We start from the raw sequence: 20,653 nt of genomic DNA, 5'->3' as shown, positions 1-20,653 counted from the left end.
AGGAACATGCCCGAAAAACACCTATCGACCCAGTTTGACAGCGAACTCAACACCGTCTCCACCCGCGTCATGGAACTGGGTGGCCTGGTCGAGTCCCAGGTCCAGCAGGCCATCCATGCCCTGGGGCAGTTCAACGCCGAAGTGGCACACAAGGTCATCGAGACGGAAAAGCGTGTCAATGCGATGGAAGTCGAGATTGACCGTGAGCTCTCTTCCATCATTGCACGCCGCCAGCCGACGGCACGTGACCTGCGTCTGCTGATCGCCGTTTCCAAGTCCACCGCCAACCTGGAGCGGGCGGGCGACGAGGCGGAAAAGATGGCGCGCATGGTGCTTTCCATCATCCAGAGCGGCACGCCGCGCAACCTGCCGGCTTCCGAGCTGCGCGTTGCCGCAGACCTGGCTTCCGGTCTGCTGCGCAAGGCACTGGACGCGTTTGCACGCCTGGACACCGTTGCGGCGGTGTCCATCCTGAAAGAGGATGACCTGATCGACAAGGAATTCGACAACTTCATGCGCGTGCTCATCACCTACATGATGGAAGACCCCCGCATGATCTCGCCGAGCCTGGATCTACTGTTCCTGGCCAAGGCGATCGAGCGTGTTGGCGACCATGCCAAGAACATTGCCGAACTCATCATCTACATCGTCAAGGGTGCAGACGTACGTCATGCTTCCATCGAAGAAATCGAATCCGTCCTGAAATGAAGCATCAGCCAGCAGTCCTGATCGTGGAAGACGAGCCGGCCATTGCCGAACTCATCGCCGTCAATCTGCGTCACAACGGTTTTCGCCCGACCTGGGCCATGGACAGCGACAGTGCCCAGCGTGAGCTGGATGCCGTGTTGCCCGACCTGATCCTGCTTGACTGGATGCTGCCCGGCGAGAGCGGCCTGACGCTGGCCAAACGCTGGCGGGCCGATGCACGAACCAAGGCCGTGCCGATCATCATGCTGACGGCACGAGGAGACGAAGCCGACCGGGTCGCAGGCCTGGACGCGGGCGCGGATGACTACCTGGTCAAACCCTTTTCCACCAAGGAAATGCTGGCCCGCATTCGCGCTGTCCTGCGCCGCCGTGCGCCGGAGCAGACTGGTGGTGCGGTGACGCTGGGCGGCCTGACGCTGGATACAGCCACGCACCGCGTGACTTTCCAGGAGCAGCCCCTCAAGCTCGGACCCACCGAATTCAAGCTGCTGCAATACCTGATGAGCCACGCCGAACGTGTGCACAGCCGCGGTCAGTTGCTGGACAAGGTCTGGGGCGACCATGTCTTCATCGAAGAACGAACGGTGGATGTCCATGTCAAACGCCTGCGGGAAGCCTTGGGTGATGCCTCGGTCATGGTGGAGACGGTGCGTGGTGCTGGTTATCGTTTCACGGTGCAGCCGGTGGCGGCTGCTGTCAGCCTGACAGGGCGGGACTGAGGGCCGCTGTCTTGTTGTCACAGCCCTGAGGCGGCGCCATGTTCTTGCGGCTTTTTTCCTTCCTGCTGATTCAATGCATTGGGGCGCTGGCGGGAGCCTGGGTGGCGCCGGATGATCTGCAGATCCGGGGGGCCTTGGCCGGTATGTCTGCGGCCGGCTTGCTGTGGGTCTTGCTCGATTTTTCCCGCGGGCTGAAGCTGCTGAACTGGCTGCGTCATGCGGATGTGTCCGATGTGCCTCTCCACTATGGCCTGTGGGGCGAGGTGGCGGACCGCGCGCGTCGTCTGGTGCGGACGCGTGAACAGCAGATCCGCGAGAGCGATGCCCGTTTGCAGGACTTCCTCGCGGCGTTGCAGGCGTCGCCCAATGGGGTGGTGCTGCTCGATGATGAGGGGCGCATCGAATGGTTCAACCAGACCGCGGCGGATCATTTCGGACTGGATGTTCAACGCGACCTGCTGCAGCACTTCGGCAATCTGGTGCGTGACCCCGGTTATGCCGCCTATGCTGCGGGCGGTGATTTCCTGCACGAGGTGACCATGCCCGGCCGTGGCCACAGCGCCTCGCGTCCGATCCGGCTCTCGGTGCACCTGCATCCTTACGGCGATGGCCGTCGCTTGCTGCTATCGCGCGATGTGACGGCGCTGGAGCAGGCCGAGGCCATGCGGCGCGACTTCGTGGCCAACGTCTCGCATGAGATTCGTACACCACTGACCGTGCTGACCGGTTTTGTCGAGACCCTGCAGAGCTTGCCGCTCAACGAGACCGAGCGTGCACGTTATCTCGATCTGATGGCCCAGCAGGCGGAGCGCATGCAGACCTTGGTGAAGGACCTGCTCATGCTCTCCCGGCTGGAAGGGAGTCCGTTGCCGGGGGCGGGCGAGTGGACCTCGGTCCGTTCGCTGTTGCAGCAACTGGAGCAGGAAGGGCGTGCCTTGTCGACGGTATTGACCCCGCCGGAGGGGCCGATGCAGGTGCTGAGCTTCGATGTGACGGCGCAGGAAGACATCGCCGGGACGTCGACCGAGTTGCACAGCGCCCTGTCCAATCTGGTCGGCAATGCCATTCGCTACACCCCGTCGGGTGGGCAGATCGCTGTCGGGTTCTTGCGCCATGAGGACGGGCGTTACGAGATCTTTGTGCAGGACAGCGGCCCCGGCATTGCCCCGGAACACATTCCCCGCCTGACCGAACGCTTCTACCGGGTGGACCGCAGCCGTTCGCGCGACACGGGAGGCACCGGACTGGGCTTGGCCATCGTCAAGCACGTGGCGCAGCGCCATAACGCTGAATTGAAGATTGAAAGCACCCTTGGCAAGGGGTCACGCTTTGCCATGGTGTTCCCGGCCAACCGTGTTCGCTCGGCATGACCGGGCTGGTGGGTGCGAGTCGGACGAGTTGAGCGCTTCAGCTCCTGCGGGCAGGCGACCGCCGCAGCGAAAAATGCCGCGAGGTGCTATCAGCCGGGACGGTGTTCGCGTCGCAGCACCTGCCAGATCATGAGCCAGAAAATCAATGCCGCCAGTGCCAAGGCCACCATGCCGGCAATCCAGAAGGCGGCGGGTGTCTGCATGGCGGGCCAGGGTCCGAGGCCATGGTAGGCCAGCTGGTAGCCGCCGTACAGCCCGAGTCCCCACAACAGAATGCCGTAGATCAGGAAGGGTGAGAGCGTGATGCGAAAGCAGCGCAAGACGAAGACGCCCAATGCCTGCAGACCATCAAACAAGTGGAAGGCGGCGATCCAGAACAAGAGCGGGACGGCCAAGGCAATCACCTCCGGGCTGCGCGCATACAACCGTACCAGCGGGTCGCGCACCACCATCAGCAGACCTGCCAGCAGCACGGCACAACCCAGCACCAGCCTGAACCCCAGCCCCACCGCATGCCGTGCCTGATGCGGCTGATCCGCCCCGAGCCAGTAGCTGGTGCGTGCGCTGGTGGCAATCCCGATGGCCAGTGGCACCATGTAGAGCACGGCGGCCAGATTGGCGGCGATCTGGTGGCTGGCGGCGGCGGTGGTACCCAGGCGCGCGATAAACAGGGCCATCAGCGTGAACGAAGTCACCTCCACCAGAATGGTCAGCCCGCTGGGCACCCCGACACGGGCGAAGGCGGCCAGCGTGGGGGCGTGTGGTTTTTCCAGGCGGTGCCAGAGGCGGTAGGGCTGGTAGAGGGGGCGGGTACGCAGCAGCCACAGGGCCAGCGCCAGCATCAGACACTGCACCACCAAGGTGGCCAGGGCACAACCGACAACGCCTTGCGGTGCCAGCCCGAAGCCGCCAAAGGCAAACCAGATCGAAAGCGGTACTTTGACAAACAGCGAACCGATCTGTAGCCAGGTCACCAACAACGGTTTGCCCAGGCTTTGATTCAGCGTGCTGTAGAGGCGAAACAGCAGTGCTGGCGGCAGGGCCAGGGCCAGCACGCCCAGGTAATTCAGCACCTCGCTGCGCAAGGCAGTTGGCACCTCGGCCCAGTCGAGCAGGGAGGCCGGTTGCAGCAGGATCACCATGCCAAACACCATCAAGGCGCCGCACAGGTAAAGCGACTGGCGGAACGAAAAACCGAGTTGCCGGGGTTTTTGGGCGCCGTGCAATTCGGCCCAGACCGGCAGCAGGGCCTGCAGCACGCCCATCAGCGCCACATAAACGCTCATGTAGATGGCCGAACCGACCGAGAGCGCCGCCAGCGAGGCCTCGGCATAACGCCCGGCGACGATGGTGTCCGTGACGCCAAAGGCCATGGTGGCCAACTGGCCGACCAGCACGGTGCCAGCGTGACGGGAGATGGTTTTCAGTTCGGACACGGTCTCAGAAGCCGGCGCGGCTGGCGCGCTGATAAATCACGAGATCTTCCTCTCCCTCGCGCGGATGGCCCAGGGTCTGGTGCTCCCGCCATTGCGCCGGATTGACCACGCCAGGCAGCATGAACGAGGCATCCTTGTCGATCACCAGCCACGCGCAGCCTTTGGATGTGCCTGCGGCCTTGAGCAACAACGGTGAATAGAAGCGGAACGCGGTGTACAAGCCCGGCTTGAGGCCGAAGGTTTCAATGCATTCGGCCGGCTTGACGACGGCCTCCACGCGCCGCACCAGCGGCTCATAACTGCGCGCGAAATCAAGCAGCGGCATCCACAGCGTGGTCAGCAGCAGCCAGCACAGTGCGGCACCGCCGGCTGGCAGCACCAGACTTTTCCAGATGGCGGCGCGGTGGCGTCCCACGCGCCACTTGACGAGCCAGGCCCAGGCCAGCGTGGCAAGAGAGGCGAACACGAAAGGCAGGAGGGTGAAGCCGGCCTCGAAGCCGGGCGCCAGCCGTGCCACATTGGCGGCCGGTTGTGGCGGGAAGCCGGTCTGCATGGCGATCCAGACCACCCAGATGATGAAGGCGCAGCCGGTGAAGAACAGCAGGGTGAACCAGTCGATCAGGGCTGAGACGTTGCGTTCCAGGGTTGGCAACGCGAAGGCTGCCAGCGTGGCCAGCGACGGCAGGGCGAGCAGCAGGGCGCGGTCGCTGGCCGGTGTCACCAGGGTGGCAGCGACGGTGACCAACGCAAACCACAGTGGCAAGGCAAGGTGGCGACGCACATGGGTACTGAACAACTGATGGCGCCAGCGCCACAGCGTCCACAGCACCAGGGGCCAGGCCGGCCAGGTGAACCACAGCAACAGACTGCCCAAACCATGCCAGATGTCCCATTTCAAGGGCGGCAATTCGATGCGCCAGTGCCACAGATCAAGCGCCGTTGCCAGACCGGCGGCCATCAATGTCAGCAATGCGATGCCCCAGGCCCAGCGCCGGTCCCAGCGCATGGGTGGGCCGTCTTCTCGGCTGGTGTGGCTGCGGTCGAGCAGGTGGATGACCATGCTGCCGAGACCGAACAGCACGGCCATGGCCGGGGCGCCGGAGAGCGTGAGGCCCAGCAGGGCCGCCGTACCGGCCAGGATCGGCCCGAAGCGACGGTAGGGCATGGCTGCCACGGCATAGAACGCCAGGGCGCTGAAACACAGTTGGGCCACGGCTGGCGTGGTTTCGTGCGACAGCTGGGCCAGGCCCAGGCAGGCGATGAAGGCCAGCAGGCCGCCGTCGGCCATGGCGCGGGCATAGTCGGTCGGCCGGGCTTCGCCACCGAAGGCAAAGGCCACCGGTTGTGCCAGCGGACTGCGCGCTAGGTAGTAGATGCCTTGCCAGACGGCAGCAAGGGTGAGCGTCAGCAAGGCCATGAAAGGGAGGCGGGCGGCGAAATCGGGCGCGATCCAGCCGGGTGCGAGTTTCAGGGCCCAGGCCCCCAGCCAGTAGGGCAGCAGGGCGTTGACGTCGGGTTGCTGGCCCATGAGGCGCGGGTCCAGCCAGGACGTGCTGTTGCCGGCGAGTTCCAGCATGTAGCCGAACGCCGTGATGTCGGCGCTGCGCCAGGGATCGCGCCAGACAAACCCTGGCAGCACATAGGCCAGGCAGAACAGCAAGAGCGCGGCACGTGGCAACCGCCGCACGGCGGCTTGGGCAACGATGGCGGGGGTGGGCTGGTTCACGCGGTCAACTTCGGGTGGTCAGGAAAACAAAAGGGCAGCACGGAAACCCGGGCTGCCCTTGGCGGGAATCGCTGGCCAGTTTACTTGGCAGCGGTCTTGCCGAAGCGGTTGCGGAACTTCTCGACGCGACCGCCCATGTTGTCCACGGATTTCTGCGTGCCGGTGTAGAAGGGGTGCGACTCGCTGGTGGTATCCAGCTTGAACAGCGGCAGTTCGCGGCCGTCTTCCATCTTGATCATTTCCTTCGTGTTGGCGCAGGAACGGGTCACGAATTTGAAACCATTGGACATGTCCTGGAAGCAAACTTCGCGGTAATTGGGGTGAATGCCTTCTTTCATGATTCTTCCTCAAGGTGCGGGAGCCGGGCCAGCCTATCTGGCCTACTTTCCGCAGAAAACGTCGAATTATACAAGCAAATCAAGGACTTGCAGGGGTTCTTGGGGCTTGATGCGAGGGCACCCGCGGAACCGGCTTTGCCGGGCCGCTGGGTGCGCCCCCTGCAAGGGGGGGGCGGAGTGACACGCAGTGCGCGCAGCCTGGGGGTGTTCAACCACCCCTTCTCATCATGTCGAAGAACTCGTTGTTGGTCTTCGTGGCACGCATCTGCTTGAGCACCATCTCCATGGCCTCGATTTCGTCCATGTTGTAGAGGAACTGGCGCAGGATGCGGGTCTTCTGCAGGATTTCGGGCTGCAGCAGCAGTTCTTCGCGACGGGTGCCGCTGCGGTTGAGCTGGATCGAGGGGAAGACGCGCTTCTCGTACAGGCGGCGGTCCAGGTGGATTTCGGAGTTGCCGGTGCCCTTGAATTCTTCAAAGATCACTTCGTCCATGCGGCTGCCGGTGTCGACCAGGGCGGTGGCGATGATGGTCAGTGAACCGCCTTCTTCCACGTTGCGGGCGGCACCCAGGAAGCGCTTGGGGCGTTGCAGGGCGTTGGCGTCCACACCGCCGGTCAGCACCTTGCCGGAGGACGGCACCACGTTGTTGTAGGCGCGCGCCAGACGGGTGATGGAGTCCAGCAGGATCACCACGTCCTTCTTCAGCTCGACCAGGCGCTTGGCGCGCTCGATCACCATTTCGGCTACGTGCACGTGGCGGGCGGCGGGCTCATCGAAGGTGGAGGCAATCACCTCGCCCTTGACGGTGCGCTGCATCTCGGTCACTTCTTCCGGGCGTTCGTCGATCAGCAGCACCATCAGGTAGCTGTCGGGGTAGTTGGCGGAGATGGCGTGGGCGATGTGCTGCATCATCACGGTCTTGCCGCTCTTGGGCTGCGCCACGATCAGGGCACGCTGGCCTTTGCCGATGGGGGCAATGATGTCGATCACGCGGCCAGTGATGTTTTCTTCACCCTTGATGCCCCGCTCCAGCTTCATCTGCTCCTTGGGGAACAGGGGGGTCAGGTTTTCAAACATGACCTTGTGCTTGTTGCCTTCGGGCGGGCCACCGTTGACCTTTTCCAGCTTGTTCAGGGCAAAGTAGCGCTCGCCGTCTTTCGGGGTGCGCACTTCGCCTTCGATCATGTCGCCGGTGTGCAGGTTGAAGCGGCGCACCTGGCTCGGGCTGATGTAGATGTCGTCCGTGCTGGCGGTGTAGCTGGAGTCGGGGCTGCGCAGGAAGCCGAAGCCGTCGGGCAGGATTTCCAGCACGCCGTCGGCAAACACCTGCTCGCCGCCCTTGGCGCGCTTCTTGATGATGGCAAACATCAGCTCTTGCTTGCGCATGCGGCCGGTGTTCTCAATTTCAAGCTCTTCAGCCTGCTTGAGGATTTCAGATACGTGCAGTACCTTGAGTTCGTTTAAGTGCATGGATAGAGCCCCAAAGGGGAGAGATATCAAAAAATCCGGGGGAGGTGGGGACAGGGCAGACAGAGGGCCTTGCCAGCCGGGAACTCGAACCGGCTCCAGACATGGAACCGGCGTTCAGGTTTGATTATGACAGGAAATGAGGCCCAAGGACCAAGGCCCCTGTGCAGGGTGCCACGCTGGCGGGGCCGCCCCCGAAGTGGCACGTTGGGCCTCGGGGCGACCCGGTGGCAAAACCGGGCCGCTGCTGAGGGGGGCTCAGGCCAGTTGCTGGTCGATGAAGGCGGTCAGCTGGGCCTTGCTCATGGCGCCGACCTTGGTGGCAGCCAGCTGGCCGCCCTTGAACAGCATCAGGGTCGGAATGCCGCGAATGCCGAACTTGGCGGGGATGTCGCGGTTCTCGTCCACATTCATCTTGGCGATCTGCAGCTTGCCCTGGTAGGCGCTGGACACTTCGTCCAGGATGGGGGCGATCATCTTGCAGGGACCGCACCACTCGGCCCAGTAATCGACCAGCACGGGCTGGGCCGATTGGAGCACGTCGGCTTCGAAAGTGGCATCTGAAACATGTTTGATGAGGTCGCTGGCCATGAGGGCTCCTTTGACAGTTTGGCAATACAGCTAAAGTTGCGGCATTGTGACAGAAACCAAGTACCCCGACAGTGGGCCGGTGCTATGAACACCATAGCGTTCACCGCTCGCTTCCCCTTCGTGCTCGATCCAGCCCTCTACCCGGTCCTGGCCTGCTGGCTGGCGCCCGAGCAAGGCTGGCTGGCCCGCATCGCCGCCCACATGCGCGCACGCGGCGCACATCCGGCGCGCACCGTGGTGCTGTTGCCCTACGCCCAGCTCATGCCGCTGGCCGCTCGCCTCTGGGCGCAGGCCCACCCGGACGGTTTTGCACCGCGTTTCGAGACCACGCAGAACTGGCGCCGCAGCCTGGGCGGCTTCACCCCGGCGGCCACCGACATCAGCTTTGATGCGGCCCTGGACGTGCTGACCGCGCGTGCCATGCTGGAGCGCACCAGCCTGGGCGCGCAGGCCGATGCCGCCACACCGCTGCTGTTGGAGGCGGCACAACAGCTCGGTGCCCTGGCGGCGGCCGTGCCGCCCGCCGAGCGCGCCGCCTGGGGCGCGCGGGCGCGTAGCGCGGCGCTCACCGGCATGGACGCGGGCGCGTTGGCACTGGAAGCGGCCGTGGCCCAGATGGCCGTGGCCTGGGCCGCCAACTCGGCCTATGCCAGTGACGTGCTGTTCGAGCCGCATGTGATCGAAGCGACCGACTGCCTGATCGCACTGCAGGGTTTCCAACCCGACCCGCTGCCGGCGGTCTTGCAGGCCGTGTGGGGTGAGCGCATGGCGGTGCTGTCGCTCGACGGTGAACTGGCGCAGGCCGGTACCGTACCGGCGTTCCACAAGACCCGGGACGCCCAGGACGAGGCGCAACGCGCCGCTGCCTGCGTGCTGCAGCATGTCAATGCCGGCCGCATGCCGGTGGCGCTGGTGGCGATCGACCGCGCCCTGACGCGTCGCGTGCGCGCCATGCTGGCCTCGCGCGGGCTGCAGATCCGTGACGAGACCGGCTGGAAACTCTCCACCAGCCGCGCCGGCGCCCACGTCATGGGCGCACTGCGTGCCTGTGCCTGGAATGTGGCCAGCGATGCCGTGCTCGACTGGCTCAAGAACGCGCCGGCTTTTGATGCTGTGGCCGTGCGCCAACTGGAAGCACAACTGCGTCGCCAGCCTGTGCGTGAGTGGCGCGGCGTGCCAGCGGCACTGGATGCCAGCGAGCAGCCGGCGCTGGCGGCGCTGCAGGCCGAGGTCGAAGCGCTGCGCGAGAGCCTGCAGCGGCCACGCACGCTGCCGCAATGGCTGCTGGCCCTGCGCGAACTGTTGCAACGCAGTGGCCAGTGGTCGCTGCTGCAGGACGACGTGGCCGGTGACACCGTGCTGGCCACACTGCGCCTGTCAGAGGCGGGTATCGCGCTGCCGGCCGATGCACTGTGGGCTCAGCGTCGTTTGTCGCTGATGGATTTCACGCGCTGGGTAGACCAGGCATTGGAGGCCGCGAGCTTCACGCCCGAGTACCCGCTGCAGGAGCAGGTGGTGATCCTGCCGCTGGCACAGCTGTTGGGCCGGCCTTTTGGCGCCGTGGTGTTGCCGGGGTGTGACGAGGTGCGGCTGAACCCTTCACCCGAACCGCCTGGGCTGTGGACGGCAGCGCAGCGCGCCGCGCTCGGCTTGCCGGGGCGTGAGGCGCTGGAGGCCGCCTTGCGTGCGGCCTGGCAGCATGCGCTGTGCACGCCGCAGGTCGATCTGCTCTGGCGTGCCGGTGACGATGGCGGCGAACCCCTGTTGCCCAGTCCGCTGGTGCAGGCGCTTCATCTGCAGGTGGGCGACGGCCAGGCGCTGGACCCGCGTGCACAGCTCGAGGTGGTGCCGGTGCCCGTGGCGCGTCCGATGCCGGCGGCGCCGCAGCTGGACGTGGCACGCCTGTCGGCCAGTACCTACAGCGATCTGCGCCACTGCCCCTACCGTTTCTTCGCCCTGCGCCAGCTGGGCCTGAAGGAGGTCGAGGAACTGGAAGGCGAACTCGACAAGCGCGACTTCGGTCTCTGGCTGCATGCCGTGCTGCAGGCTTTCCACGAACAACTCAAGACGACCGTGCAGGCCGATGCGGCGGCACGGCGCGTGCTGATCGATGCCGCCGCCACGCAGGCAACCGTATCCATGCGTCTGGCTGAAGAGGAGTTCCTGCCGTTTCAGGCTGCCTGGCCGCGGGTGCGCGAAGGGTATCTCGAGTGGCTGGCCGGGCACGAGGCCGAGGGGCTGCACTTCGAGGAAGGCGAGCGCTGGCAGGAGCAGCCGCTCGGTGCGCTCACGTTGGTGGGCCGGCTCGACCGCATCGACCAAACCGGCAGCGGCGAGGTGATGGTGATCGACTACAAAACCGAGTCGCCCACCGTGACGGCCAAGCGCATCAAGGAGCCGTTTGAAGACACGCAGCTCGCCTTCTACGCGGCGCTCCAGCCGCACGACACCCTGCGTGCCGCCTATGTCAATGTGAGCGAGAAGGAAGGCAGCAGGACTTTTGAGCAGAAGGATGTGGTGGCGGTGCGCGATGCGCTGGTCGAGGGCATGGCGCATGACCTGCAGCGCATTGCCGAGGGAGCGCCTTTGCCGGCGTTGGGTGAGGGCGATGCCTGCGAATTCTGTGCGGCGCGCGGTCTGTGCCGCAGGGATTTCTGGAATGAATAGCTCCACCCCGTTACGTCTCACTTCGTGTAGCCGTCTCCCCCTCAAGGAGACGCTCCCAGTGGCCCGGCAAAGCCGGTTCCACGGGAGCCCTGGTGTGAAGCTGCGGGGGGGGCGGTGTGTATCGCTGTTTGCGCAAAGATGACTGATATGCAAGCTGCCTACGAGTTGAACGGCAAACCCGTTTCCCGTGAAGACTTCTACGCCATCGCCTGCGACCCGCGCCGCAGCGTCGCGGTGGAAGCCTGTGCCGGTGCCGGCAAGACCTGGATGCTGGTCTCGCGCATCCTGCGCGCGCTGCTTGAAGGCGCGGCGCCGCACGAAATCCTGGCCATCACCTTCACCAAAAAGGCCGCCGGCGAGATGCGCCAGCGCCTGACTGAATGGTTGGAGGCTTTTGCCACGGCAACACCGGAGCGGCTGGAGCAAGAGCTTCTTATACGCGGAATCGGGCCACAAGCCGCACGGGAATTGCGCGAGCCGCTACGAAATCTGTATCAAACCCTGCTGGCCCAGGGCCGGCCAGTGCAGATCCGCACCTTCCACAGCTGGTTCGCGGCGCTGTTGCGCACGGCACCGCTGTCGGTGCTCGACGCACTCGGTCTGCCGACCGCTTACGAGCTGCTGGAGGACGACGCACAGGCCGTGGCCCAGGTGTGGCGGCCCTTCCATGCGCGCCTGTTGCGCGAGCCCACGGCACGGCAGGACTACGAGGCGGTGGTGGCCACGCACGGTCGCTTCCAGACCGAGCGTGCATTGGAGGCGGCACTGCAGCGGCGCGTGGAGTTCGCGCTGGCCGACGCGCAGGGTGAGGTGCTGGCTTCGGTACCGCATTTCAGCGAACACTTTCCCGAGTTCTCGGGCGTGGACGAACCATTGGCCATGCTGCTGGCCGAGGGGCCGCTGCGCCAGCAACTGGTATTGGCGGCGCAGACGCTGGGCCGCACCAGTCAACCGAGTTTCAGTGCCAAGGGCAGCGAGCTGGAGCAGGCGCTCACGGCCAACAATGCCGACGGCGTGCTGGCTGCACTGTTGACGCAGAGCGGCACGGCGCGCAAGTTCGGCGACAAGGTGGCCGGCATCGAACAGGTGCGTGCGGTGCAGGAACAGGTGCTGGCCGTGCTGGCCGCCGAGGCGCAACACCAGGCCTGGCTTTACCAGCAGCGCATGACGCGCTTGACGCGCTTGCTGATCGACGAGTTCGCCGCGCTCAAGCGCGAGCGCGGCTGGGTCGACATGAACGACGTCGAGCGCGCCGCGCTGCACCAGTTGTCCGACCCGGTGCTGGGCGGCTGGGTGCAGGAACGGCTCGATGCGCGCACGCGCCACCTGCTGATCGATGAGTTCCAGGACACCAATCCGCTGCAGTGGCAGGCGCTGCATGCCTGGCTCAGCGGCTATGCCGGCGCCGGTGGCGGCGCCGAGGCACCAAGCCTGTTCATCGTCGGTGATCCGAAGCAGAGCATCTACCGCTTCCGCCGAGCCGAGCCGCAGGTCTTCATCGCCGCACAACAGTTTGTGCGCGACCTCGGTGGCGACCTGCTGAGTTGCGACCACACACGCCGCAACGCGCCCGAGGTGCTGGCGTTGGTCAACCAGGCCATGGGGCAGGCGCAAGCCGATGGTTTGTACCCTGGCTTTCGCCACCACACCACCGAATCGGCGGAGGCCGGCGGTGCGTATGCCCTGCCGCAGATTCCGCGGCCCGAGAAAGCGGAGGCCGAAGAAGCGTCGGCTGGCTGGCGCGACAGCCTGACCATGCCGCGCGTCACGCCCGAGGAAACATTGCGCACACTGGAGTGCCGCCAGGCGGCGCAGTGGCTGGCCACGCAGATCCAGCAAGGCCTGCATCCGAAAGAGATCATGGTGCTGTCGCGCAAGCGTGACCGTCTGGCCGTGATGCAGGAGGAGTTGCGTGTCCTGGGCATTGCGGCGCAGCAGCCCGAGAAACGCGACCTGGGCCAGGCACCCGAGGTACAGGACATCGTGGCCCTGCTTGATGCGCTGGTGTCGCCGGCACACGACCTGTCGCTGGCGCGGGCGCTGAAGTCGCCATTGTTCAGCGTCAGCGACGACGAGCTGGTGCAGCTGGCGCTGCTGCAACGTCAGTACAAGCGGCCGTGGTTCGATCTGCTGCAAAAAGAGGAGCTGCTTCCGCAGGTATTGCAAGGGTTGGGCCCCGTTTTGATGCGATGGCAAGGCTGGCTCGACACGCTGCCGCCACACGATGCGCTGGACGCCATCTTTGACGACGGCGATGTGCTGGCGCGTTTTGTTGCTGCCGCGCCGGTGCCGCTGCGCGAGTCTGTGGTGGCGAACCTGCAGGCGCTGCTGGCGGCGGCGCTGCAGGTAGACGGCGCGCGCTACGCCACGCCCTATGCCCTGGTGCGCGCGCTCAAGGCCGGCGGTGTGCCGGCGCCCACGCTGGCCGATGCCGATGCGGTGCGCTTGCTCACCGTGCACGGCGCCAAGGGGTTGGAAGCCGCGCTGGTGCTGTTGCTCGACACCGATGCGCCGCCACCGAAGGCGCAGACCATGAGTGTGCTGCTCGACTGGCCGGGTCAGGCCGAAGCGCCGCAAAGTTTTGTCTTCCTGGCCAGTGAGAGCAATGTGCCGCCCAGCGTGGCGCAGGCCCTGGCGACCGAACAGCAGGCGCGCCAGCGCGAGGAGCTCAACGCCCTGTACGTGGCCATGACACGCGCACAGCAGCGGCTGGTGTTGTCTTCGGTGCAGCCGCATCAGGCCAATGGTGCCAGCTGGTGGCAGCGGCTGCAGGCCGGCTGCACGGCCATTGAGGTGCCGGCGGCACCTGTGCCGGTCGCTGTTATGCCAGCGCAGGTCGTGCCGATCTGCTTGCCAATTCTGCCTTCCGTTCTTGCCCAACATGCGCCAGCCGCTATTAAAACAGGAGCGGCTCAGGGGCTTGCAGATAAGCCAACGCCCGAGTCGCTGATTGGCCAGGCCATGCACCGCCTGCTGGAATGGGCCGCGCTCGATGCCCAGGGCTGGACACCCGAGCAGGTGCAGCGCGCGGCCGCCGAGTTCGGCCTCGACGCTGCGCAGGCCCGGCAGGCCGCTGCCATGGCGCAGCGCATCCTTGCCGGGGCTGGTGCCTGGGCCTGGCATGCCGGCGCGGTGGATTGGCACGGCAATGAAGTGCCGGTGACGGTGCAGGGCAGCGTGCGCCGCATCGACCGGCTGGTGCGCCGCAAGACAGGAACGAATGGGGGAGAGTGGTGGGTGCTGGACTACAAATCGGCGACGCAGCCGCAAGGCCGTCATGAACTGCTGGCACAGTTGGGCAGTTATCGCGCCGCGGTGCAGGCCGCCTGCCCCGGCGAGACTGTGCGCGCGGCTTTTCTGAGCGCCGCGGGCACACTGGAAGAAATTGATTCATGAAGCACCCCCTGAGCCGCTGCGCGGCTTCTCCCTCTCTCGCCTGCGGCGGGAGGGGGGCGGCGCCGATGACCCGGCCAAGCCGGTTCCATGGCGCCCTTGGGTGGGGCGATTTCATGGCTTACGTGTCGCGCTTTGGCGCAGTGGAAAACTGAAATGCAGAACAAGAAAGTAGCCGTGATCGGCGGTGGCCCGGCGGGCCTGATGGCGGCCGAGGTCCTGAGCGAGGCCGGCGTGGCGGTGGACCTGTATGACGCCATGCCCTCGGTGGGGCGCAAATTTTTGCTGGCCGGCAAGGGCGGGCTCAACCTCACGCATTCGGAATCGGCCGACCGTTTTGCCGAGCGCTATGGCGAGCGGCGCACGCAGATCGAGGCCTTGCTGCGCAGCTTCGGGCCCCAGCAGCTGCGCGAATGGGCGCACGGCCTGGGCATCGAGACTTTTGTCGGTACCTCGGGCCGCGTCTTTCCTGCCGACATGAAGGCGGCACCGCTGCTGCGTGCCTGGCTCAACCGCCTGCGCCACCCAGTGCACGGTGGCGCGGGTGTGCAGTTCCACATGCGGCACCGCTGGCTCGGCTGGGCCGAGGATGGCCGCACGCTGCGTTTCGACACCCCGCAGGGCGAGGCGCGCGCGCAGGCCGATGCCGTGGTGCTGGCGCTCGGTGGTGGCAGCTGGGCGCGGCTGGGCTCCAACGGCGCCTGGGTGCCGCTCTTGGCTGCGCGCGGCGTGGCGGTGGCGCCGCTGCTGCCGGCCAATTGCGGTTTCGACGTCGCGGTACAGCGCCACCTGCCAGCGCAAGGCCAGTCCCTGCCGGTGCAGGCGGTGCCCGCGGCGGCGGGCTGGAGCGAGTTTTTTGCCAGCCGTTTTGCCGGCCAGCCCTTCAAGACCGTGGCGGTCTCATTCACCAATGCCCAGGGGCTGACGTTCCAGCGCAAGGGCGAGTTTGTCGCCACCGCCACCGGCGTGGAAGGCAGCCTGATCTATGCCGCCTCCAGCCTGCTGCGCGACGAGATCATTCGCACCGGCCACGCCACGCTCTACCTGGACCTGCTGCCCGACTTCACGCCGGAGCGTGTGCTGGCCGAGGTGGCGCACCCGCGCGGTTCCCGTTCGCTCTCCAGCCACCTCAAGAGCCGGCTGGGGCTGGACGGCATCAAGATGGCACTCCTGCACGAGTTGCTGAGCAAGGATGAGATGCACGATGCGACCAGGCTGGCGGCGGCCATCAAGGCCTTGCCCTTGCGGCTGGTGGCAGCGCGGCCGCTCGACGAGGCCATCAGCAGCGCCGGTGGTGTGCTGTTCGAGGTGTTGAATGACGACCTGATGTGCGCGGCGCTGCCGAGGCTGTTCTGTGCCGGCGAGATGCTGGACTGGGAAGCCCCCACCGGCGGCTACCTGCTGACGGCCTGTTTTGCCAGCGGGCGTCAGGCAGGCGCGGGGGTGCTGCGCTATCTGGCCGCTTGATCGGCTGAATCCACCGGCCTTGTCCACGGCGCCTGGGGCGCGAAAATCAGAGCCGGATCTGGTAATCGGAGTGACCGTTGGACGGTTTCGGGGGCAGGGCCACGGCGCCAAAGCGCTGGTAGATGTTGATGGCCCCGGTGTTTCGCGGTGAAACGTCTTCCAGCGTGAAGGTGCTGCACTGGCGGGCCCGGGCGGCGCCGATCAGGGTGCCGACGACCGTGGTGCCAAAGCCGCGCCGGCGGAACGCGGGCACGGTGACGATGTTGCTGAGCCGGAAGTCGGAACCCTGGATGAAGCCCAGGCACTCAAGCACTTCAAGCTTGTCGACAGACAGCTTCACGGTGTAGGTGGGTTCACTCTCGTCTCCCCAGAAGTGCAGATGGATCTCGATCTTGTTCAGGTCCAAGGTCTTCTTGCTGAACGGCCACATGTGTGCTCCCCGTGATTTTGGATGTCTGTCAGGTTGGCCTGCATGGTAGACAGCAAGACGCTTTCGGGTCAACTCGGGGAAGCTTGTTTGCGCGCCATGTGCTGGCTTCTTGATAAGCTCTCGTTCCCGTTGTGGGTTGATGCCAAGTGAAGTGAAGAAAAATGTGCCTTAAACAGACATGCCTGCTTGCCGTGCTGATTGCCGCCAGCACTGGCGCGTCAGCCGAATGGTTCAAGGTGTCCGAAGGTGACACCGATGGCGGGTACAGGATCTACCTGGACCCGCAGTCGGTCCGCAAAGCAGCCGACAAGGCGAAGGTCTGGACGATGACCGATTACACCGAGTACCAGTCGACGCCGGGAGGCGTCCAGTACAAGTCCATCATGGCGCAGCACGAGTACGACTGCAAGGAAGGGATCTGGCGGACGGTTCTTCTGACAGCCTACAAACAAGGCATGGCGGAGGGCCGGGTGGTCCACGCGGAGAAGCAGCCCAGCAGTTGGGCCCCGGTGATTCCAGACACCTCGGCAGACGTCAAGTTCAAGCTGGTGTGCAAGTACCTGTAGGCGGTCGCCGGTCAGCGGATGTGGGGGGGATGCCGAAGAAGGCCGGAAGTCCGAGAAGCCCGCATCGATACGGGCTTGAAAGATGTAAGGTGACGGACCTTGACCCCGGCACTGACTCCACAGTTAGGGCTGCTTGGTTCCCCACCTGACCCGGTTGGCCGCTTCACCATGCGGGAAGGCCCGTCACTTCCAATTGTAAGGGCAGGGGGGCGGTCTTCAAGGCCGCCCTCGAGAAAAAAGTGACCCGGTCCACACCGTAGAATCCCCGCATGTCCTATCTCGTGCTCGCCCGCAAGTACCGCCCCCGCAGCTTTGCTGAAATGGTGGGGCAGGAGCACGTGGTGCGTGCGCTGAGCAATGCGCTGGAAACCCAGCGCCTGCACCATGCCTACCTCTTCACCGGTACGCGCGGCGTGGGCAAGACCACGGTCTCGCGCATCCTGGCCAAGTCACTGAACTGCCAGGGTACGGACGGGCAGGGCGGCATCACCGCCACCCCCTGCGGCGTGTGCAAGGCCTGTACCGACATTGATGCCGGCCGTTTTGTCGACTACACCGAGCTCGATGCCGCCTCCAACCGCGGCGTGGACGAGGTGCAGGCCCTGCTGGAGCAGGCGGTCTACAAGCCGGTGCAGGGTCGCTTCAAGGTCTTCATGATCGACGAAGTCCACATGCTGACCAACACCGCCTTCAACGCCATGTTGAAGACGCTGGAGGAGCCGCCCGAATACCTCAAGTTCGTGCTGGCCACCACCGACCCTCAGAAGGTGCCGGTGACGGTGTTGTCGCGCTGCCTGCAGTTCAACCTGCGGCCGATGGCGCCCGAGACGGTGCTGGAACACCTCACCAAAGTGCTGCAGGCCGAGAACGTGCCGGCCGATACCCAGGCGCTGCGCCTGCTGGCACGTGCCGCGCGCGGCTCGATGCGCGACGCGCTGTCGCTGACCGACCAGGCCATCGCCTTCGGTTCCGGCCAGCTCGAAGTGGCCACGGTGCGCCAGATGCTGGGCAGCGTGGACCGCTCGCATGTGTTCCGGCTGATCGAAGCGTTGGCGCAGGGCGACGGCAAGACGGTGGTGGAAACCTCCGAAGCCTTGCGCGTCAACGGCCTGAGTGCCGCCTCCACGCTGGAAGAAATGACGGTGGTGCTGCAGCGCATGGCGGTGGTGCAGGCGGTGCCGGATTCGGTGGACGAGTCCGACCCGGAAGCGACCGAGATGGCGCGCCTGGCTGCACTGATGCCGGCCGATGAAACACAGCTGCTCTACAGCCTGTGCCTGCATGGCCGCGGCGAACTGGGCCTGGCGCCCGACGAGTACGCGGCACTCACCATGGTGTTGCTGCGTTTGCTGGCCTTCAAGCCCGGTGCAGTCACCACGGCTGAAAAAAAAACACTGAAATCGGCTGAAGCGCCGGTGGCGACGGCGCCTGCGGCCCCGGTGGCGGCTGTGCCTCGTGCTGCCGTAACGACCCAGACGGCCCCGGCGACTTCCGCACCAGCAGCGCCTGCCGCCGCCCGCCCGCTACCTGTTGCCCCTGTGGCAGCAAGGCCTGCACCGACCCCGGTGGACACGTCGGAGCGCACGCCACCGGGTCAGGTGCTGCCGGTGGTGGATGCTGCCAAGGCCATGCCGCCTGTTGCGGATTCAAGATCAAATTCAAGCGTTAGTGCCGTCGATACGGCGCCGGATGCTCCTAAAGTTGTAGCGGTTCCGGTGCGTGTGGCACCCGAATCGCGTGCCGATGCGCCCGTGAACGGCGCCAGCGGCACACCGCTGGTGCCGACTGAAGAAGGCGGCTTCTGGCACCTGACGGTGCAGCAGCTGGTGGCGGCCGAGGCCGTGACGGCGCTGGTGCGCGAGCTGGCGCTGCAGTCGCAGCTGGTGGCACGCGACGGCGAGCACTGGTTGCTGCGCGTGGAGCGCGAGTCGCTCAATTCACCCACCAGCCGCGAGCGGCTGCAGAACGCACTGCGCGCGGCCGGCCATGCGGCCACCTTGAGCGTGGAGATCGGCCGCGTGAGCGACAGCCCGGCCAAACGCAACGCGGCAGCGGCCGCAGAGAAGCAGCAGGCAGCCGAGAAACTGATTTACGAAGACCCCTTCGTGCAAACCATGATGCGTGACTTTGGCGCGAAAATCGTGCCTGGCAGCATCAAGCCCGTCGACCCCACTATTTCACCAAACTCGTAAGGACAGACATGTTCAACAAAGGACAACTCGCCGGCCTCATGAAGCAGGCCCAGGCCATGCAGGACAACCTGAAGAAGGCGCAGGACGAACTCGCGTTCATCGAAGTCAGCGCCGAATCCGGTGCCGGCCTGGTCAAGGTTGTCATGACCTGCAAGCACGACGTCAAGCGCATCACCATCGACCCCAGCCTGCTGACCGACGACAAGGACATGCTGGAAGACCTGGTGGCTGCCGCCTTCAACGCCGCCGTGCGCAAGGCCGAGGAGACCTCGCAGGAGAAGCTGGGCAAGCTCACGGCAGGGATGCCAGGCCTCCCCGGCGGCATGAAGTTCCCTTTCTAAGGGCTACTGCGCGGGCGTGATGCGGCGTTGCGGGGCCCGTCGGGAAATCCTCATGGACGTTCCAGTCCATTGCGGTTTCCCGCCACCCGCGCCTTGCCTGACGCCCGCTCGCGACGCCCCGAACCATTGTTGGTAAACCCATGTCCGACGCCCATTCCCTTGATGCCTTGATTCAAGCCTTGCGCCGGCTGCCAGGTGTGGGCGTGAAGTCGGCCTCGCGCATGGCGCTCCATCTGCTGCAGCAGGACCGCGAGGGCGCGCTGCTGCTGTCGCGTGCATTGCATGACGCCGCGCAGCATGTGCACCACTGCGCGCGCTGCCACACCTTCACCGAAGCCGAGGTCTGCGCCACCTGCTTGGACCCGGCGCGCGACACCAGCAAGCTGTGCGTGGTGGAAACACCGGCCGACCAGATGGCGCTGGAGCGTACCGGCGCCTACAAGGGGCTGTACTACGTGCTGATGGGGCGCCTGAGTCCGCTCGATGGCATTGGCCCGAATGACATCGGCCTGAAGCAGATGCTGGCGCGCGCCAGCGATGGCACGGTGCGCGAGGTGATCCTGGCCACCAATTTCACGGCCGAGGGTGAGGCCACGGCGCATGTGATCGGTGAGGCGCTGAAAAGCCGCGGCGTCGCCTTCACGCGCCTGGCGCGCGGCGTGCCGATCGGCAGCGAGCTGGAGTACGTGGACCTGGGCACCATCGCCCATGCGCTGGTGGACCGGCGCTGATGCCCGGCTTGTTCGGCTCGTTCGCAGCGGTCAGCCCATCAGGGATAATGCCCGCGACGCCAACTTCGAGACCAACATGACCTTTGCCCGTTTCACCCTGGCTTATTGGTGCGTGCTGATTGCCGCCATCCTGCCCATCGTCTGTGCCGGCATTGCCAAATGGGGCATGACAAGCAAGCCGCGGCGTGAAGGCGGGTATGACAACGACAACCCGCGTTCCTGGCTGGCGCAGCAGACCGACTGGCGTGCCCGGGCCAATGCGGCGCAGCAGAACAGCTTCGAGGCACTGCCGTTTTTCATTGGCGCGGTGATCATTGCCCACCAGCTCGGCGCCTACCAGGCGCGGCTGGACCTGCTGGCCTTTCTGTTCGTGTTCCTGCGCCTGCTCTACATCATGATGTACGTGGCGGGCCTGTCCACGGTGCGCTCCATGGTCTGGACACTGGCGTTTCTGGTGAACATCGGCATCCTGTTCATCGGCTACCGTTAGAGCGCTGAGCTTAGGTTCTA

The 20,653-nt window shown here is 65.4% G+C and carries 17 protein-coding genes and 1 other RNA gene; 11 read left to right on the top strand and 7 right to left on the bottom strand.

Annotated features, from left to right (window positions below; genetic code table 11):
* Positions 1-6 precede the first annotated feature (6 nt).
* The 3 genes from phoU to phoR are packed head-to-tail and all read left to right on the top strand — an operon-like array spanning position 7 to position 2,797.
* Positions 7-708 (top strand): phosphate signaling complex protein PhoU, encoded by a 702-nt coding sequence (gene phoU / locus CDE01S_RS08490; protein WP_066705904.1) that lies wholly within the window; start codon positions 7-9, stop codon positions 706-708.
* Positions 705-1,427 carry a phosphate regulon transcriptional regulator PhoB gene (phoB, locus tag CDE01S_RS08485; protein WP_066705902.1) on the top strand — a complete coding sequence of 241 codons (723 nt, stop codon included), beginning with the start codon at positions 705-707 and terminating at the stop codon, positions 1,425-1,427. Before phoU ends, phoB begins: the two co-directional genes overlap by 4 nt.
* A 38-nt stretch (positions 1,428-1,465) precedes the next feature.
* Positions 1,466-2,797, top strand: coding sequence for a phosphate regulon sensor histidine kinase PhoR (phoR, locus tag CDE01S_RS08480; protein WP_066705900.1), 1,332 nt, complete (start codon positions 1,466-1,468; stop codon positions 2,795-2,797).
* Positions 2,798-2,886: 89 nt separating this feature from the next.
* Here phoR and CDE01S_RS08475 read toward each other — a convergent pair whose 3' ends face one another.
* The 5 genes from CDE01S_RS08475 to trxA form a co-directional block, all read right to left on the bottom strand.
* Positions 2,887-4,233 carry an MATE family efflux transporter gene (locus tag CDE01S_RS08475; RefSeq protein ID WP_066705898.1) on the bottom strand — a complete coding sequence of 449 codons (1,347 nt, stop codon included), beginning with the start codon at positions 4,231-4,233 and terminating at the stop codon, positions 2,887-2,889.
* A 4-nt stretch (positions 4,234-4,237) separates the two neighbouring features.
* The gene (locus tag CDE01S_RS08470; RefSeq protein WP_066705896.1) at positions 4,238-5,959 is read right to left on the bottom strand and encodes a glycosyltransferase family protein; all 1,722 of its coding nucleotides are present in this window, start codon (positions 5,957-5,959) and stop codon (positions 4,238-4,240) included.
* Between the two features lie 80 nt (positions 5,960-6,039).
* A complete protein-coding gene (locus CDE01S_RS08465) occupies positions 6,040-6,297 on the bottom strand; it encodes a type B 50S ribosomal protein L31 (RefSeq protein ID WP_066705893.1) in 258 nt (85 codons plus the stop codon).
* Positions 6,298-6,505: 208 nt separating this feature from the next.
* Positions 6,506-7,768, bottom strand: coding sequence for a transcription termination factor Rho (gene rho, locus CDE01S_RS08460; protein WP_066705890.1), 1,263 nt, complete (start codon positions 7,766-7,768; stop codon positions 6,506-6,508).
* Positions 7,769-8,023: 255 nt separating this feature from the next.
* Positions 8,024-8,356, bottom strand: coding sequence for a thioredoxin TrxA (gene trxA, locus CDE01S_RS08455; protein WP_066705887.1), 333 nt, complete (start codon positions 8,354-8,356; stop codon positions 8,024-8,026).
* A gap of 84 nt (positions 8,357-8,440) precedes the next feature.
* Here trxA and CDE01S_RS08450 point away from each other — a divergent pair, with 84 nt between their 5' ends.
* From CDE01S_RS08450 to CDE01S_RS08440, 3 genes are all read left to right on the top strand, one after another.
* The gene (locus tag CDE01S_RS08450; RefSeq protein ID WP_245636142.1) at positions 8,441-11,023 is read left to right on the top strand and encodes a PD-(D/E)XK nuclease family protein; all 2,583 of its coding nucleotides are present in this window, start codon (positions 8,441-8,443) and stop codon (positions 11,021-11,023) included.
* Between the two features lie 147 nt (positions 11,024-11,170).
* The gene (locus tag CDE01S_RS08445) at positions 11,171-14,419 is read left to right on the top strand and encodes a UvrD-helicase domain-containing protein (protein WP_439648673.1); all 3,249 of its coding nucleotides are present in this window, start codon (positions 11,171-11,173) and stop codon (positions 14,417-14,419) included.
* A gap of 153 nt (positions 14,420-14,572) precedes the next feature.
* Positions 14,573-15,883, top strand: coding sequence for a TIGR03862 family flavoprotein (locus tag CDE01S_RS08440; protein WP_066705877.1), 1,311 nt, complete (start codon positions 14,573-14,575; stop codon positions 15,881-15,883).
* A gap of 46 nt (positions 15,884-15,929) precedes the next feature.
* Here CDE01S_RS08440 and CDE01S_RS08435 read toward each other — a convergent pair whose 3' ends face one another.
* Positions 15,930-16,313, bottom strand: a complete 384-nt coding sequence (locus CDE01S_RS08435; RefSeq protein WP_066705875.1) for a GNAT family N-acetyltransferase — start codon at positions 16,311-16,313, stop codon at positions 15,930-15,932.
* 161 nt (positions 16,314-16,474) lie between these two features.
* On the opposite strand from CDE01S_RS08435, the gene CDE01S_RS08430 reads away from it, so the two are divergent.
* Positions 16,475-16,879 (top strand): surface-adhesin E family protein, encoded by a 405-nt coding sequence (locus CDE01S_RS08430; protein WP_157077080.1) that lies wholly within the window; start codon positions 16,475-16,477, stop codon positions 16,877-16,879.
* An 88-nt stretch (positions 16,880-16,967) separates the two neighbouring features.
* Here the strand turns inward: CDE01S_RS08430 and ffs are convergent.
* Positions 16,968-17,064, bottom strand: an RNA gene (gene ffs / locus CDE01S_RS08425) — signal recognition particle sRNA small type.
* Positions 17,065-17,148: 84 nt separating this feature from the next.
* On the opposite strand from ffs, the gene dnaX reads away from it, so the two are divergent.
* The 4 genes from dnaX (at position 17,149) to CDE01S_RS08405 (ending at position 20,633) form a co-directional block, all read left to right on the top strand.
* Entirely contained in the window at positions 17,149-19,071 is a 1,923-nt protein-coding gene (dnaX, locus tag CDE01S_RS08420) for a DNA polymerase III subunit gamma/tau (RefSeq protein ID WP_066705872.1), read from the top strand.
* Between the two features lie 8 nt (positions 19,072-19,079).
* Complete coding sequence (locus tag CDE01S_RS08415; RefSeq protein ID WP_066705870.1) at positions 19,080-19,412, top strand: YbaB/EbfC family nucleoid-associated protein; 333 nt, start codon at positions 19,080-19,082, stop codon at positions 19,410-19,412.
* Between the two features lie 140 nt (positions 19,413-19,552).
* On the top strand, positions 19,553-20,143 hold the full coding sequence (gene recR / locus CDE01S_RS08410) for a recombination mediator RecR (protein WP_066705868.1): 591 nt from the start codon (positions 19,553-19,555) through the stop codon (positions 20,141-20,143).
* Between the two features lie 76 nt (positions 20,144-20,219).
* The gene (locus tag CDE01S_RS08405; protein WP_066705992.1) at positions 20,220-20,633 is read left to right on the top strand and encodes an MAPEG family protein; all 414 of its coding nucleotides are present in this window, start codon (positions 20,220-20,222) and stop codon (positions 20,631-20,633) included.
* Positions 20,634-20,653 lie beyond the last annotated feature (20 nt).

It is taken from the genome of Curvibacter delicatus NBRC 14919, assembly GCF_001592265.1.
Classification (GTDB): Bacteria; Pseudomonadota; Gammaproteobacteria; order Burkholderiales; family Burkholderiaceae_C; genus Hylemonella; species Hylemonella delicata.
This window is presented reverse-complemented; position numbering and strand designations above follow the sequence as displayed.